General features: G+C 56.9%; 10 protein-coding genes and 1 pseudogene. 5 read left to right on the top strand and 6 right to left on the bottom strand.

Going from position 1 to position 15767, the window contains the following annotated elements; all coding sequences use genetic code 11:
* Positions 1–7: 7 nt before the first annotated feature.
* Together ACI2KS_RS28755 and ACI2KS_RS28750 are read right to left on the bottom strand one after the other, a co-directional pair.
* The gene (locus tag ACI2KS_RS28755; RefSeq protein WP_404624423.1) at positions 8–2965 is read right to left on the bottom strand and encodes a hypothetical protein; all 2958 of its coding nucleotides are present in this window, start codon (positions 2963–2965) and stop codon (positions 8–10) included.
* 16 nt (positions 2966–2981) lie between these two features.
* The gene (locus ACI2KS_RS28750) at positions 2982–3779 is read right to left on the bottom strand and encodes a hypothetical protein (RefSeq protein ID WP_404624422.1); all 798 of its coding nucleotides are present in this window, start codon (positions 3777–3779) and stop codon (positions 2982–2984) included.
* A gap of 253 nt (positions 3780–4032) precedes the next feature.
* Here ACI2KS_RS28750 and ACI2KS_RS28745 point away from each other — a divergent pair, with 253 nt between their 5' ends.
* Positions 4033–4908 (top strand): helix-turn-helix transcriptional regulator, encoded by an 876-nt coding sequence (locus ACI2KS_RS28745; RefSeq protein WP_404624421.1) that lies wholly within the window; start codon positions 4033–4035, stop codon positions 4906–4908.
* 439 nt (positions 4909–5347) lie between these two features.
* A pseudogene (locus ACI2KS_RS28740) lies at positions 5348–6085 on the top strand (tyrosine-type recombinase/integrase); the annotation flags it as partial.
* Between the two features lie 211 nt (positions 6086–6296).
* On the opposite strand, the gene ACI2KS_RS28735 reads toward ACI2KS_RS28740, so the two are convergent.
* From ACI2KS_RS28735 to ACI2KS_RS28725, 3 genes are all read right to left on the bottom strand, one after another.
* Positions 6297–7388: an HNH endonuclease gene (locus ACI2KS_RS28735; RefSeq protein ID WP_404624420.1), complete on the bottom strand. Its 1092-nt coding sequence runs from the start codon at positions 7386–7388 to the stop codon at positions 6297–6299.
* Positions 7389–8712: 1324 nt separating this feature from the next.
* Positions 8713–9414 carry a hypothetical protein gene (locus ACI2KS_RS28730; protein WP_404624419.1) on the bottom strand — a complete coding sequence of 234 codons (702 nt, stop codon included), beginning with the start codon at positions 9412–9414 and terminating at the stop codon, positions 8713–8715.
* Positions 9415–9520: 106 nt separating this feature from the next.
* Positions 9521–10525: an aldo/keto reductase gene (locus tag ACI2KS_RS28725; protein ID WP_404624418.1), complete on the bottom strand. Its 1005-nt coding sequence runs from the start codon at positions 10523–10525 to the stop codon at positions 9521–9523.
* A gap of 115 nt (positions 10526–10640) precedes the next feature.
* Between ACI2KS_RS28725 and ACI2KS_RS28720 the strand changes: the two genes are divergently transcribed.
* On the top strand, positions 10641–11582 hold the full coding sequence (locus ACI2KS_RS28720) for a LysR substrate-binding domain-containing protein (protein ID WP_404624417.1): 942 nt from the start codon (positions 10641–10643) through the stop codon (positions 11580–11582).
* Positions 11583–11623: 41 nt separating this feature from the next.
* Here ACI2KS_RS28720 and ACI2KS_RS28715 read toward each other — a convergent pair whose 3' ends face one another.
* Positions 11624–13543: an autotransporter outer membrane beta-barrel domain-containing protein gene (locus ACI2KS_RS28715; protein ID WP_404624416.1), complete on the bottom strand. Its 1920-nt coding sequence runs from the start codon at positions 13541–13543 to the stop codon at positions 11624–11626.
* Between the two features lie 355 nt (positions 13544–13898).
* Here ACI2KS_RS28715 and ACI2KS_RS28710 point away from each other — a divergent pair, with 355 nt between their 5' ends.
* The gene (locus ACI2KS_RS28710) at positions 13899–15077 is read left to right on the top strand and encodes a sugar transporter (protein ID WP_404624415.1); all 1179 of its coding nucleotides are present in this window, start codon (positions 13899–13901) and stop codon (positions 15075–15077) included.
* 381 nt (positions 15078–15458) lie between these two features.
* Positions 15459–15740, top strand: a complete 282-nt coding sequence (locus ACI2KS_RS28705; RefSeq protein WP_404624414.1) for a hypothetical protein — start codon at positions 15459–15461, stop codon at positions 15738–15740.
* The last annotated feature ends 27 nt before the right edge of the window (positions 15741–15767 follow it).

The raw sequence follows: 15767 nt of genomic DNA, 5'->3' as shown, positions 1-15767 counted from the left end.
AGATCCTCTACTCTTCCATTTCGGCAGCAAGACCCGGCTCGACAGCCTCAAGACACTCCAGGGCGATCAATGACTCACTTACTCCGGTGTAAAGAATCGTCCGGTTCGGGCTGTAGGACTGGTCAGTTGCGTTGAAGTAGTCGAGATTCATATAGTTGCCCAGCACTTTGCTGATACCGGAGGTCAGGCCAGGCGTGGCCCCGAACACACAGAAGCCATCCGCGTCGGCAATGTCGCGGGCAGAGCGCAGATTCTTATCATCAAGATTGGATAGCTCATCGATGAACAGCGGCAAGCTGACCTTGGTGTCAGCTTGCAGCAACTCTTTGAGCAGGAAAGCCAGCAGGCGGCAGTTAATCATCACTGAAGTGCCGGTTGATTGCGCTTCTACAGTGAAGTCGTCACTGCCGTGAAGCTTGACGCGGTAATCGACGCTGACAATCAGGCGAGCCATGTTTAGGGTGGCATCGCGACGCTGATCGGACTCGACGAACTGAGTGCAGAAACTTCCCAGACGGTCGTAGAGGACTTGTGGTGGTAGCTCACCACCGGTCAGATTCACCGAATCTACGGTCTTCAGCAACTCATCAAACTGGGGATGAAGCTTGCAGTCGATAGCCACAGCCGTGAGGTTGGATACCTTGATTGACGACAGGTGATTCTCGATCTCCTTGATAAAGGTGCTGATCAGGGTGCGCGCGTGCCTGATCGACTGAATCTGGATCATCGTGTCGTCGTTATGCTGAACCACTTGGTTGAAATGGTTGCTCTCCTCCATATCGAGACGACCGTAAAGAACCCGGTACTTCTCATGCAAATTGGTTAGCGTTTCTAGGCTGATGGCGCTGCGATGGGCATGCTCGGCATCATCGTCAAGAGCCACCACATCCAAAAGATCGGATACCAGCAACTTGATCTGGTTAAAACTACGGCTGGTGGCTTGGCTGCGACTTTCGATGGTATCCATCAAATCCTGAGTGACCACGATCTCCTGCCGCTCTGCACGCTGGTAACCGGTATTCAAGTACTCCAGACGGGAATGCAGGATGTCGTTGACTGTCCTACCCCAGCGGAGCATGGATTGTTCACGCTCCTTGGCGGCCTCTAATGCCGTCCTGGCCTGATCAACCAGACGGTTGGCCTCGTCGAGCTGCTGGTTGAGCTCAAGACAACGAGCCTCAAGAATTGCGTACTGCTCGGTGCCCTCGCCGTGCTCCTGCCCAAGCCGCACGAACTCCTGTTCAATGAACTCATGGCGTTTCAGAAGAGCAATGTTGCGTTCATCCTTCTCGATCTGAGCCTGCTTAGCAGCAATAGTGGCTTCGATCTGCTCGACTGACATTTTTGTCTTATTGGCAAGATCATTGGCGCGGCGCTTTTGCTGGGTAAGGCGCTTTCCAACAGATGCCAATTCGTCCTTACGGCTCTGTAGCAGCTTTCCAGCATCGTAGTGCGTAACCGGGACTGGAGTCGGACTGCTCAGAAACGTGAGCGAGCCATCCAGCTCATTAAACAGCGCGGTGAAATCACTGATCGTCTCAATATTGCCCTCGAGCAATGGCGGGCACTCGCCGGTGAAGACCTCCTGGTTCAGCGAGTAGAGGATGTCCGCTGTGCGGCTGGGGATCTGATCCAGATCCAGGAGTGATGGCCTCGCACCTTCAATAAGGATTTCAAGGTCTTTGACCTTCTGGCTGCCTTTGTTGATCTCGCGCGTTAACTGCTCGAACTCACGGAGAAACTCGCCATCGTCCTTCAGAGCCTTGATGTCGGCTCGATCCTCCTCGACCTGCGCCGCCAGTGCCGCAGCAATCTCTTCCGGGGTCATAGACGCGTAGCCATGCATTGCCGTTGAGAGGTCGATGGAATCCTTCTTGATCCGGTCGTAGTTCTTCCTAATCTCGCCGATTGCGCCTTTCAGCTCCTTGAGCTGGGTATTTTTGCTAATTGCCTGCTCACGCTGATGGTCAGCACCTTCTTTGACCGTACTGTAGTTCGCAGAGCACTGCATGCGAACGTCGAGGTAGGCAGAGCCCTGCTCGTTGATGCTCTGCTCAACGTCACACAATAAATTCATCAGATCCGAACTTTGAGCATAAAAATCTGCGAAGCCTTGATTGAAACGGTCCCAGTACGGCTGTCCGTTACGAATCATCTGGAGCCGATTTTTTACCGAGCTCAGGGTTTCATAGCGCGACAGAATTTCGATGAGGTTGACGTTCAGCTCAGCCTCAGTACGATCCTTTCTGCCTTCAATAATCGTGGCGATGGTGTCCGGCAGAGTACGTTTGTCTTTGGCTGCAATGTCAAAGGCCAGGTGGATCAGGCGCTTCCAGGCATCAATCTCGCGAGCCTGCCCCCCCCCACTCTTGAGCGGCAGCAGACAAAAGCGTCCGGCATCAGGGCGTGTCGGCTGGTGCTTGTAAATTCGCTCCTTGATATTAGCTACATCCTTGATCACAACAGCGCCTAGCCTTTTCAGGGGAAGTTCAATCTGTAATCTCGACAACTCTTCAATTGGTGCACCCATCCCTCCATTGAGGCTAGATTCATGATTCCAGAACAGGTGCTCGATTTCCGAATATTGCACTGGAACAGCAGTACGCTCATAGCTGTATTGCTTGGTTCCCACGTTAAGTATGATACAAAACGGACCATGCGGGTTTTCCGCTTCAAGAACCATGAAGGAGTTTCGCTCGGGAAAATAAAATCCAAAAGTCGCATCTCGACCGTAATAGCCTTTTGTGCTTTTGAATCCAAACTTTCTCTCACAATCGTGGAGGTTTTCCTCGGGCAAAAGAAAGAACTTCAATACATTGAGCATTGAAGTCTTACCCTTATTATTATCGCCGAGCAAGGCTGTGTGTTGGTCGATACGAACCTTCGTATAGCAGTATGCCCCGCTATTTATCAAAACGATCTGCTTCATTTTAAAGATTTCGTGAAACATAGATTCAATGCTCATGGCCGCTCCCCAAATACTACTGACCCAAGTAGGTTTCTTGCTCAAGTACTTTGCTAGTCTCACGCATAAACTGGATCAATTGATCTGTTTCAGGTGATAACCCCTGATACTTAATCACCTCTTGGCGTTGCTGATCAGTCAACGCGTACTTTGACTGAGCCAAGCGCTCTCTCACGTCAGGCGGCACAAGGAATATGGGGGGCTTGTCGTGCAGCAAGATAGTCAAGGAAGCGAACATCCGTAGCCCCCCAATGTCCACATCAAACAAGCAATACAGTCTATCGAACAGACCTAACATTTTTGCATTCAGTCTGTTAGTCACCTGGTTGCCCGAACCGGAAATCAATTCAATATCACTAATAGTAACAGCCAAAATTTCAGCAATGAATGGCAGCGTCTCATCGACTCGAAGGAAGTTTTCCAGATTCTCGACAATAACCCCCACTTTGCCCAATACTCGCGGCAGCACCCAAGCCCCAGCCTCAGTCACCGCCACAGCCGGATGCCGGTATTGAAAAGAGCGAAACATCAGTAGCGACTCGGAGACACCAATTCGATGACTGTTACCCTCTATAGCAGCACCGACTCGCCCCCCAACATCAGATGGCCTGAACCTCATCAAGAGTTCATCGAATTCAGCCGAAAGAAGCACTTCGACGTGATAACTATTTTTTCTAATCTTCTTGGAAAAAAATATTCGACTGATATCTACACGTGCAACGCCAGCAGCCAAAAGCTTAGCAATCAGTGCATCAAAATTGATGGGCTGCCTGGATTGAATCTTGTCAAGGTAGCGATAAATTACAGATGACATTGGACTTCCTTGTAGAGCTGTAAGCATTCAAGAAATCACGGCTAGGCTCACTGAAAAATGCCCTTCTTCGTGAGGATGCATCCGCTAGGCCTCCCGTTCCATTCTGATCAAACGCCCGTGCTGCTGCGATCACGCGGCCACTCCGCACTATGCAAGCTTTTGATTGAGTTCGGCAAACACGATATGTAATATTTTGCGACTCATCTAGAGTGTTTACCTGTACAGGTAAAGTTTTCGAACAGATGGAGGGACCATGAAACGCAAGCAGTCGATCGAGTCCATACGTTGGGATCTAGCACTGCGCTATCGTCTGATCGAGACAGTCGTCTGGTGGGAGGGCCGCCTGACCACCAATCACCTGATGCAGAGCTTCGGCATCAGCCGTCAACAAGCGTCGAAGGACATCAACACCTACATCAACGAACACGCGTCAAAGAACCTCGAATATGACAAGCATTTGAAGGGGTACGTCCCAAGCCGCCGCTTCCAACCGCTTTTCATCGACGACAGCGCCAGTGCCTATCTGCACCTTCTGAACCAGAACCATGAGCGCGCCCCACACATCGAGGGTCTGGCACTTGCTTATGCACACACAGAAGTATTGGCAGTGCCGGATCGCTCGGTACGGCCGGAAGTACTACGTCCGCTGCTAAAAGCCTGCCGGGATGGTCTGCGCCTGGAGTGCGAGTATGTGTCCTTCACCAGCCCCGGTGGCGAAACTCGCCTGATCGCCCCGCACACCTTGGTTTACACCGGAATGCGCTGGCACGTGCGGGCCTATTGCGAGAAGAATCGGGATTATCGCGACTTCGTTCTGAGCCGATTCCGCGGCATACCGGATCTGATGGATGATCCTACAGACCACGGCCGCGAGAGTGATCCGGGCTGGACCACCTTGCTGCAGGTGATCATCGAACCCGACTCGCGTCTGAAACCGGAACAACGCGCTATCATCGAGGCCGACTACGGCATGCGGGATGGCCGATTGCCAATCGAAACCCGCGGCTCACTAGTGCAATACGTGCTGCAGCGCTATCAGATCGACCCAACTAAAGTGCATGCCAAGGCGGCAGCGCAGCAGATCGTCGTCGCCAACCTGGATGAGCTGCAGCCTTGGCTGTACCACTGAGCAGAGGTAAATGAATGGTCACGCCGCCGATTCTCTAGCCCGTGGGCAACAATGAACCGCGCGACCATCTGCTTGATAGATTCGGCTCCGATTCGTTTTAGGGGGTGGAGCTGAAAAAGCACCGTCCACCGGAATCCAGACCACGCAGCGTTCCAATTGGTATTCCAAGCAAGTTAACCAGTCAATTATTAACCAGCAAAAACAGATAGATACCGATTTGTTTCAGATTACCCCGGCCCACCACTTGATCAACTAAAGACGTCCACGGACGTCTTTTTTTGTGCCTGAAATCCAGTGAATACAAGGGTTTCAGGGCCATTGGCTTCCGTAGAGGTACTTCGAGTTTCAGCCGTTTTAGTATCCTATTTGGTATCCCGGCCCCACCGGTGCTATTTTTGGGATACCAAAACGGTGCCGGAGGTAGCTCTCATGCCTACTAATGGCGCTGGGCCCTTACCCGACTCTCTCGTTGGCGAACGCCAGAAAGAAAGCTCAGGAAGCACGTGAACTACTGGTGCTAGGCATTGATCCCAAGGCTCACCGCGATGAGCTCAGGCAAGCCAAGCTGGCGAAGACCGAACACACCTTCGAGAAGGTGGCCACCGCCTGGTTCGAACTGAAAAAACACTCCGTCACAACGGCCACGCCGAAGACATCTGGCGCTCACTCACGCTGCATGTTTTCCCCAGACTCAAAGCCACACCCCTCGCAGACATCACCGCCCCCATGATCATCAAGCTCCTACGCCCAATCGAGGCCAAAGGCAGCCTGGAGACGGTCAAGCGACTATCCCAACGTCTCAACGAAATCATGGCCTACGGCGTCAACTGCGGGCTGATCTTTGCGAACCCGCTCAGTGGCATTCGGGCAGCCTTCAAGAAACCGCAAAAACAAAACATGGCGGCACCTCCTCCCGAAGAACTACCCGACCTGATGCTGCGATTGCCAACGCCAGCATCAAACGCATCACCCGCTGCCTGATCGAATGGCAACTGCACACTATGACCCGCCCTGCCGAGGCTGCTGGGACGACCTGGGCAGAAAATAGATTTTGAGAAACGCATCTGGACCATCCCAAAGGAGCGCATGAAAAAACGCCGTGCGCACCCCATCTCCCTAAGCGACCAGACGCTCGCGCTGCTAGAGACACTCAAGCCCTACAGCGGCCACCGGCAACCTATCGGCGTCTGCGATCAATCAAACCAGGGACCACAACGTCGTGCCGATACAGTGAGTGCTCACCGGACGCCGCCGGTTACCAAAAATGACTCCTCAGATGGAGTGATGGTTGATTTGGCGACAGCGGCCACAACCCGCTTAATGCCTGGTCTGCTGCACGGCGACAGAAGTGGCGACTGTCGCCAAATTCGCTTGGCAGAACGACTCAATCAGCCTTCAATTGCTTCCAACCGTTGCTTCAGCCGCGCATTCACCAACGCTCCGTGTACCCCAGAATGAATCTCCCGATGGCAACTCGGGCACACAGCCCCCACATAACGCGGGTGATCTAATCCCCCATCCGAGAGCCGATTTACATGATGTGGCTCTAAGTAGGGCGTGCCGTCCTTTTTCACAAATGGCGCCGGTTTCTCACAGCTTTCGCACGCCCCCTGGGCGCGCATCAGCACATAGTGGGCGACCTTTCGGCTTCGCTGGTAAAGCTTACGCGGCGCGGATTGGCCTACCTCATCGCCACCGGGCTTACATGCAGCCAGCGCAGCCAACCGAGCGGCAGCCAGAGAGCCGGGAAGGTCCGCCTCGTCCTCTACTTCAGCCTCAATGATCCCACTAGGAATACTCACAGGCACTAACCGAAAAACAAGCGCCGCACGCTCCCGTCCCTCAACATCCGGCTGGGTTCGCGTAAACATGTCGGCGCATGAAAACTCGCCCACGTAGGCGTAGCCATTCCCTTTACCGAGAGACTTAAACAAATACAGCGCGCGGCCATCCTCGGCATGCTCAGCAATGGCCCGGTTGCCGCGGGTCAAGGTCATTGGCCCGCGCTGCCCTTCGCCGGTGTAAAAATAAGCGCCCGCCTCCCAATGGTCGGCATACCCATATTGCTCACCGCTATCGCCTGTAAACAAAAAAATCGCGGGGTAGGCAGCGGACGCTGCAATGCCGCTCTGCAGGCTTCCGCCGAACGGCCCGTTGATCTCAGTTTTGCGGTCGTATACTGCCCCCGACGTGAACTGCAGCGCTAGCTCGCCCTCCGCCCGCGGTAACTCCACAATGGTGAAGCCTCGCTTTTCTAGGTAACTGTTGGTCGGGTGCCCACCGGAAAACTCACCTACGGCAATGCCGGTAGCCAGGGAGACGATTTTCTTTGCTGGATACAACTCACCACCGGAGTGAACCGCGTAGCGGTGGGCCTGGTTATTTTCCCAGCTCTGCCACTCACGCTTACTTCGGTATTTACTGTCAAATTCCAGCAAGGCTTTGTCTATTCGTTCCTTCGGAACCGCTTTTATCGCCACGAGCCCTGCCCTTTGTCGTCGAGCGTTGTAGGAAAACTCCTATCGTCGCCAAAGTGCAAAAAGGTTTCAACACGTAACAGGGCTAAAAGCCACTATCTTTGGGCGCTAATGCTCGATAGTGACCATGTGACTAATGCGTCCGCCTCCCTCTCAGCTTTACCGGCCAAGCCCCTGAGCATGGGAAGGCTCTGCATTCCCATGGTCAGGGGCTCACTCCACAAAGGCGACGAACGGCCATTCGGCTACTCGATGCCACCCACTTCCAACCTGGTCCAACACCAGGAATTGGCGCTATCCACCGGTGGCCCGCGCTTGACCCAGCCACACCAAGCGCTAGAACGTAGTTTCAAAGCGCTGTCCTCGACAGCACCCAGGTAGCCAGAAACTTTGAGGCTACGCCACATCGTGGTGGTTCACCCCAAGTGCGATTAGCGTCCGACGGCTCGCACAGTCACAGCGATGTGATGGATGCCTACTTCTCAACTTTGCCCACTGCAGCAACTCAGGCCTTCTCCTGGCTGCTCTGCAGCAACTTATCCGCTTGGCCATTTCTTGCGCCGACCTGTTGCCCGTCTCTTTGCCCCCTAAAGAGACGGGCGCATATCACACTGCTGCAGCCCCGCTCGCATGGGGCTTTGCGGCGTTCCCCCTCGTGACAATCGGCGTGACAAGCACCGAATGCTCACTCGCCATAGCGATGCCGATAATGGTGCCGCAGCCGATGGATAGGCTGCACCTGACTGACAGTCAGGCATGCCCCGGTCATCGCATAAGCCTGATCCGTCGCAACAGGCGGTCTTGAGAGACGGGCAAACAGACGTTCCACATGATTCGCATCAGCACTATGGTGGCGCAGTTCAACTCGCAGCCATCATCGTGTTTGATGCTAGAGTTCGGAGGTTGATCCAATTAGGCGGCGACGCTGCGAGGGAGCAGAGGCAAGCAACTAGCGCCTTTGAAAATTTCGGAACGGTGAAACTTCAAATCAGTGGCATTCCAATTGATATTCCATAAGAAAAATAACATCCGCATTATCTTTTAAAATCATATACATGCCGTATCTTTTCAACTTACCCCAGCCACCAAATACACATCTAAAGACGTCCACAGGCGTCTTTTTTTGTGGCTGGAATCCACTCAAAAGGATTACCCAAGAGGTGAATCAGGGACCCTCCGCCACCCCACCCCTCACGGCGTCACCACATCGGAGATTGCCTTCGAGACCAAGCCGTCGCCCTGCCCCCGAACCTGAGCTGGCCCAAAAGAAGCTCTGCACAATGCTGCGATTTTCCCTCACGTAGAAAGCGCTCGGCACCACTCAACCTCACTCGGGCCCCAACCTGTGCCAGTGCTTTGCCCACCGGGTGACGTTCCCGTTTTCGTCCTTTTCTGCAGGTGTAAAAGCCCTGACGTAGCGTAGGCCATCCAACTCGACTATTTCCTTGCTGCGGGCAAAGGGGAATTGATTATCGAGCGTTTGCCACGTCTGTTCTTCCTCGCTCAACGGTAAAAGCCCAAGCGATTTGAGCCTGGTTTCGATGACCAGCAAGTGGTCTTGATGCCGCTTTAGCTCATCTTGGACGCGCTGCTCGGACAGTCTTCCGATTGAAACCTTGATGAATTCGAGCAAGTCTTCTTTGGCCTGCACGAGGTCGAATTCGGTGAATTCGCTCGCGTAGTTCTCGCGCTCCAGAATGTCGATACCCTCTTGATGAGAGAGCACGGCCCTGTTGATCAGCGCGTACGAGTAAGCGCCAGTCGGATGGGTCACGCCTTCGTTGGTGGCGATGCATTCCAGACTGATCGAGCTCACGCGGTCGGGGTAGAAGAAGGCGAAAAGCTCGTCGAACTCCTCCTGAGTAAGCCGTTCCATGTGGCTGGAGGACATCCCCGCGCGCTCAGGAAATTCGATTTCGGTGAGGTAGCCTTGCTCGCTGAGCGCTTCGACAAGGGCCGAAAAATCGATATCTCCGGTCTGGACTCTGAACTTGAGATAGCCAACATAATTGAAGTCGTCAGGGTACATCCGTCCTCCCGCTATATTCCGTTATGACGCCGCGTCGAAACGGCGCGTATGCAGTCACCAACAAAAAAGACGTCCACAGACGTCTTTTTTTAATGCCTGCAGAATCTTAACCCGGCACTGGCGCATTCACCGCAATCAACCCCTCCTCCCGCAACGCATCCCAAAACCCTACCGGAATAACCGCCTGCAACGCCGCGACATCCTCGGCAATCCGCTCCGGGCGACTTGCCCCTGGGATTACCGCAGCGACCGCCGGGTTGGCCAGGGCGAATTGCAGGGCTGCGGCTTTGATGTCGACGCCGTGGGCCTGGGCGATGCGCTTGATGTGTTCGACCTTGGCGATGATGTGCGGGCTGGCTTTCTGGTACTCGAAGTGCGCGCCGCCGGCGAGGATACCGGAGCTGTAGGGGCCGCCGACTACGATGTCGGTGTTGTGGGCCTTGGCCGAGGCCATCAGGCGTTGCAGGGCGCGTTCGTGGTCGAGCAACGAGTAGCGGCCGGCCAGCAGGAAGCCGTCGGGCTGGGCTTCGCTGAGGTCCAGGGTCAGTTCGATGGGTTCGACGCGGTTCACACCCAGGCCCCAGGCCTTGATCACCCCCTCATCGCGCAGGCGCGTCAGCACTTTGAAGGCGCCGGTGCGGGCTTGTTCGAAGTATTGCAGCCATTGATCGCCGTAAAAGTCCTGGGCGATGTCGTGAATCCAGACGAGGTCCAGCCGATCGGTTTTCAGGCGCTTGAGGCTGTCTTCGATGGAGCGCAGGGTGGCGTCGGCGCTGTAGTCGTTGACGATTTTGTTGCGCAGACCGTGTTCGAAGACGCCGCTTTTTTCGCCCAGATCGCGGGCGCTGTCGTCGACCTCGTCGAGAATTACGCGACCGACCTTGGTGCTCAAGACGTAGTCATCGCGCTTGTATTTATCGAGCGCGTTGCCCAAGCGGATTTCCGAGAGGCCAGCGCCGTAGAAAGGCGCGGTGTCGAAATAGCGAACGCCGGCTGCCCAGGCGGCATCGACGGTGGCCAGTGCTTCGTCCTCAGGAATATTGCGGAACATGTTGCCCAGTGGGGCGGTGCCCAAACCCAATACGCCGGGCAATTTGTCTTTCAAGCTCATGGTTCAATCTCCAGATCGTGGTGGTCACTGCTGTGACCGTTGAGCCGATCCTAGATTGCCAAGCCGAGACCGTCCAAGACACAATGGGACACACTTGAGACCCTGAGAGCAGCACATGATCGATTTGCGTCAGCTCCGTTATTTTGTCGTCGTGGCCGAAGAGGAGCACGTTGGCCGTGCGGCGGAGCGCCTGCATATCTCGCAGTCGCCCCTCAGCCGGCAGATCGCCCAGCTGGAGGAGCGCCTTGGCTTGAATCTGTTCGAGCGCAGTCAACAGCGCATTCGCCTGACCACGGACGGCCGTACGTTTCTGACCGAGGCGAAGGCCCTGCTGACTCACGCCAATCGACTGGAGTCCCTTGGCAAGCGCTTGGGCCGTGGTGAAGAAGGCGGGTTGTGTATCGGCTATATCGAAAACGCCATGCACGCCAACGTGCTGCCGACGGCGTTGAGCGCCGTGCGGGAGATTCGTCCCGGCGTGCATGTCGCGCTGTATAACCTGAGTTCTACCGATCAGCTGGAGGGTTTGCGTCAGCGCAGCCTGGATGTGGCGTTGGTCAGCGAGCCGCCCGGTGACGATGACCCGGACCTGGCTCACTGTCAGCTTTTGGAGGATCCGATGCTTCTGGCGCTGCCAGCCAATCATCCGCTGACCGGCGTCGAACGGCTTTCGCCTGTCGATCTGCAGGAGCTTGACTGGATTGGTGTGAAATCCAGTCAGGGCCAGAACCACCACGATGATTTCGTCGCGGCCTGCATTCGAGCGGGCTTCACCCCGCAGATCCGCCTGGAGGCAGCCGAACCCTACACCGCACTCGGCCTGGTGGCTGCCGGACTGGGCATCGCCATGACGCAAAAGAGCCTCAATCAGGCTGCTCACCCCGGCGTGGTCTTCAGAGAACTGCCGTGGCTGACCTTCACCATGCCGTTGTGGGCGGCCTGGCACCGGGTCAACCTGCGGCCGCTGGTGGAAACCTTTCGCCTGATTCTCACCGGGCCGCAACCGCTGCCCTTTGTCGCGCAGGCATTACCCGCCACCGTCGCCGAAGCGCAATAAGCATCAGCCCGCGCCGGGCGACGCGAATGCCGGTCTCCCAGCTACCAACTGACTCTGACGCCGGCGGTTGCGCTCGCCCCTTCCAGCGCCTCGCTGTCCAGATTGGTGGTGTAATCAGCCGCCAGATACAGGCTGACGTTGGCTGATAACTTCGCCGCCAGGCGATGCTCGAACCCCTCGGCGAAACCATCGACATCGCCGCGCAGCCGGCTCTGCCCAACAAAGAAGCCAAAGCGCTGACTCTGCCCGGACTCGCCCGTCGCCGCGTATAGGTCGTGGCCGATCTGGTAGCCCTCATTGGAGCCATCCATGCGTGGCGAAGCCGTGCCGGACCAGCTTTTGCGCAGATCACTGCCGTAGATGCGCGCCCATCCTGCAGGGACAACGCCCGTTTCGGTCAACAGACTCTGCTCGCCCTGACGCTCGTGAAAGGTGCCCAAGGCGTTGAGCGTCATCAGTTGTGCCGCTGGGACGATGACCGAATAGACCGGCACCTCGAGTCGATACAACGCAATCGGATCAGCCCCGGCCACTGCTTGCGGCAACGCCGGGGTCGTCGCTGCCGGCGTTGGCGAAGTGGCAGCGACATCGACTGCCGGTGTGGCAGGCGTCGGTGTGGCGGGCGCGACCGGGACAGCAGTGGGCGGCTCGACCGCAGGTTCGTCGGCGCCGACGGTCGGCGCTGTCACCGCTAGCGGCTGGGTAGGCGGTGGAATCTGTGGCGGCACTGCCAGAGGCGCAGACGCCGGCGCATTGGTCGCGACCACCGAGGAGCGCAAGTACCAGTTGTTCTCCGTACCCGCCGTGACTCCGCCCTTGAACAGGTAGTACTGATAGGCACCCGCCGAAAGCGAACCCTTGAGCGCGAAGGCGTTGGCAGTGCTGGTCGCGCCATTGAGCGCCTGGACCACTTCGATACCGTTGTTGCGGGTCAAGCCACCCACACCGCCGAGATTGCTGACGCCCAGCTGGGTGTTGCCACTGATCGCGCCCTGCGACACCACCAGTTTGTCGCTGGCCGAGGTGTCATCGCCCAGGACGGTCTGCAGCAGCAAGCGGCCGCCACTGCCCACATAGTTGCCATAGACGCTGAGTGTGTCGCCAGCGACCGGTCCGCCTGCGGTCAGATCGATGGTCCCGGCGTTGTTCAGCGTGGCCAGCTGACCCGCCGTATAGGGACGTATCGATCCCTGGGTCACCGCCAGCGTGCTGCTGTTGTCGATGTTGAAAGCACCGGTCCCGCTACCGCTGTCGCCCACAAAGAAATCACCGTTCAGGTCGAACCGCGATTGCTCGGTAAGGTTGACGGTTTCCCAGCCCAGGTATCGCCCGGCGCCGCCGGAGGTGGTGTTGGCGAAGGTCAGCTGGTCATTGCCCAGGCCGCCATCGAGCCGCGGCGTTTTTTCAAGGGTGGCTTCGGTGAGGTGACTGATGCTGGCGATGTCGTCACCGTCGCCCATGAGCACTTGCGAATGAATTTCGCCGCCGCCGTCCCAAGTGAATGTGTCGTTGCCGAAGCTGGTGCGTATCTCTCCGGAAATCACCCCGCCGGTCACCGTGACGCTGTCGTCACCACCGCTGACGCTGATGTTGCCACCGATGCTGCCGCCGGAGACGATGACCGTATCGCGGCCGAAGCCGGTCACCAGATTGCCGATGATCCGCCCGCCTGAAATGTCGAAGATATTGTTATCGAGCTTCATGTCGACTCGGCCGATGGTGCCGCCCGTCATGGTTGCCACGTCGCCGTCTTCGAATGCTCCCACGATGGTGCCGCCGCTCATGCTGAACACATCATGACTATCGCCCTGCGCCAGTGACTGGATCGTGCCGCCGGTCATCTGGAAATTGTCGATACCCGGGCCCTGCCTCACAGCGCCGGCGACGGTGCCGGCACTGATGCGAAAGGTGTTGAGGCCGTCGCCCTGATTCACTGCTCCTTGAATAGTGCCGGAGTCCATCAGGACCTGATCGGCACCCGGACCAAACCGGACATTACCGGCAATGGTGTCAAACTCAAGCGTCGGTGAATCCGGTTATTCAAACTGCAATGAGCTGAATTTTCCCGGACCTGAATCCACCGTCCGGGCTGCACCTCGTGAGCCATTTTGACGCACCGCCGGCCGCTTGTGACAACGTTAACAACTGCGTAGAATCCGCCTCATCTGGTCGTACCCTCCCATACTCATAATATTTTGCTGACTGCATGCACCGCCCCGGCTTTGAGCCTGGTGCGGCGTTTCTGCTTGTCGGCGCTTTGTATGCGAGCTCGGCAAACCCTGCATTCCGCTCCCCTTGAGGCTGACGCGTCAATCAATGAACAGCACCGATGCTCGCACTGGAAGTTGGCTCAGCGTAATCGCGCTGGCCCTGGCGGCCTTTATCTTCAACACCACCGAATTCGTGCCGGTCGGACTGCTGAGCGCCATCGGCCACAGCTTCGACATGACGACCGCGCAAGTCGGCCTGATGTTGACGGTCTATGCGTGGATCGTATCGCTGACGTCGTTGCCGATGATGCTGATGACGCGCAACATCGAGCGCCGCAAGTTGCTGACGTTCGTGTTCATCCTGTTCATTGCCAGCCACGTGATGTCGAGCATGGCGTCGAGCTTCAGCATGTTGCTGGTCAGCCGTGTCGGCATCGCACTGGCCCACGCCGTGTTCTGGTCGATCACCGCATCGCTGGCCGTGCGCGTGGCGCCGGCCGGCAAGCAGGTGCAGGCGCTGGGCCTTCTGGCCACCGGGACTTCGCTGGCCATGGTGCTGGGCATTCCGCTGGGTCGCGTGCTGGGTGAGGCTTTGGGCTGGCGCACCACCTTCCTGGCCATTGCCATCGCGTCAGGGCTGACCGTGCTGGTGCTGATCAAGTCACTGCCGTTGCTGCCCAGCCAGAATTCCGGTTCGCTGCGCAGCTTGCCGATCCTGTTCAAGCGCCCGGCGCTGGTCTCCTTGTACGTACTGACGGCGCTGGTCATCACTGCCCAGTTCACCGCCTACAGCTACATCGAGCCATTCGCCGAGGTGGTGGCGAAGATGAGCGGCGAGATGACCACCATTGTGCTGTTGCTGTTCGGCGGCGCTGGCATCCTCGGCTCGGTGGTGTTCAGCCGTTACAACAATCGGTATCCCCGTGGTTTGCTGATCACCGCTATCGGCGCGCTGGCCGCCTGCCTGATTCTGTTGCTGCCGCTGTCCGGCAAGGCTTCCTGGATCGGCACGCTCAGCGTGGTCTGGGGCATGGCGATCATGTGTTTCGGCTTGGTGATGCAGGCCAAGGTGCTGGCCATGGCGCCGGACGCCACCGACGTTGCCATGTCGCTGCACTCGGGCATCTACAACATTGGCATCGGCGGCGGCGCACTGCTCGGCAGCATGGTCATCAGCCAGCTGGGCATCGCCAACATCGGCCTGGTGGGCGGCCTGGTGGCGATCAGCGGCCTGCTGCTGGCCTGCCTTGCGACCTATCGCTATGGCGAAACCCTTCGCGCCTGAGCACCTTCCTGACCCGGGGGCCGGCAAACGGCTCTCGGCATCAACTGCTTGCATCGCAAGTTCCGGCCCCAACCATCATTCCTGTCGATATCCAACATTCCCTCGAATGCCTTCCGCTCAAAACTCATGGGCGTACCATCACCTCACACCCAAACACGACCCGAGGGCAGGAAAAATGGTTATTCATCTTCTGACTTGCTTGACGCTGACGGCTTTCACCAGCTACGTCGTCGCCCTCAAACTTTTCGATCTGAGTTCGGTGCCTGTCACCGCCGACGAACAAGACCATCGTGTTATGGCACGAGCCAACTAAGGCTCAAGTAGCTGACACTTATCAGCACCTTTACCTTTCGAATTCCAGTCAGATGCGGAGCACTCGACATGACCCGAGACGTCACCTTGCACGTGAGTTTCCCCAAGTTTGGCAATAACTATTACTCACAACATGTCGTCACTCGCAAAGACCGTCACAGCCTGGTCGAAGACACTCGCTTCGATGCGTTCATGATGCCCTCGGCGGAAAACCACTTCAGCAATGAAGTGATCGGCTTCAACGATCAGTTTCGGTTTCTGACCGATGTGCTGGCCATGCATCTGCTGGAAGTAGAACAGGCACGTCCAGCCAAACGTGCCCGGCAGTCGGCCCAATCGCTGAGCCTGTAAATCCGGGCCACTGACCCGAGCCTTCCT

The sequence above is a fragment of the Pseudomonas sp. NPDC087358 genome, assembly GCF_044900785.1.
GTDB lineage: Bacteria > Pseudomonadota > Gammaproteobacteria > Pseudomonadales > Pseudomonadaceae > Aquipseudomonas.
The sequence above is the reverse complement of the archived record's forward strand: the minus strand, read 5'-3'. Positions and strand labels throughout refer to the sequence as shown.

Excerpts from the sequence above, each read along its gene's own strand:
- ACI2KS_RS28705 (WP_404624414.1), top strand. The coding sequence starts at position 15,459 with ATGACCCGAGACGTCACCTTGCACGTGAGTTTCCCCAAGTTTGGCAAT.
- ACI2KS_RS28715 (WP_404624416.1), bottom strand. The coding sequence starts at position 13,543 with ATGGACTCCGGCACTATTCAAGGAGCAGTGAATCAGGGCGACGGCCTC.
- ACI2KS_RS28730 (WP_404624419.1), bottom strand. The coding sequence starts at position 9,414 with ATGTACCCTGACGACTTCAATTATGTTGGCTATCTCAAGTTCAGAGTC.
- ACI2KS_RS28755 (WP_404624423.1), bottom strand. The coding sequence starts at position 2,965 with ATGAGCATTGAATCTATGTTTCACGAAATCTTTAAAATGAAGCAGATC.
- ACI2KS_RS28745 (WP_404624421.1), top strand. The coding sequence starts at position 4,033 with ATGAAACGCAAGCAGTCGATCGAGTCCATACGTTGGGATCTAGCACTG.
- ACI2KS_RS28710 (WP_404624415.1), top strand. The coding sequence starts at position 13,899 with ATGAACAGCACCGATGCTCGCACTGGAAGTTGGCTCAGCGTAATCGCG.
- ACI2KS_RS28720 (WP_404624417.1), top strand. The coding sequence starts at position 10,641 with ATGATCGATTTGCGTCAGCTCCGTTATTTTGTCGTCGTGGCCGAAGAG.
- ACI2KS_RS28750 (WP_404624422.1), bottom strand. The coding sequence starts at position 3,779 with ATGTCATCTGTAATTTATCGCTACCTTGACAAGATTCAATCCAGGCAG.
- ACI2KS_RS28725 (WP_404624418.1), bottom strand. The coding sequence starts at position 10,525 with ATGAGCTTGAAAGACAAATTGCCCGGCGTATTGGGTTTGGGCACCGCC.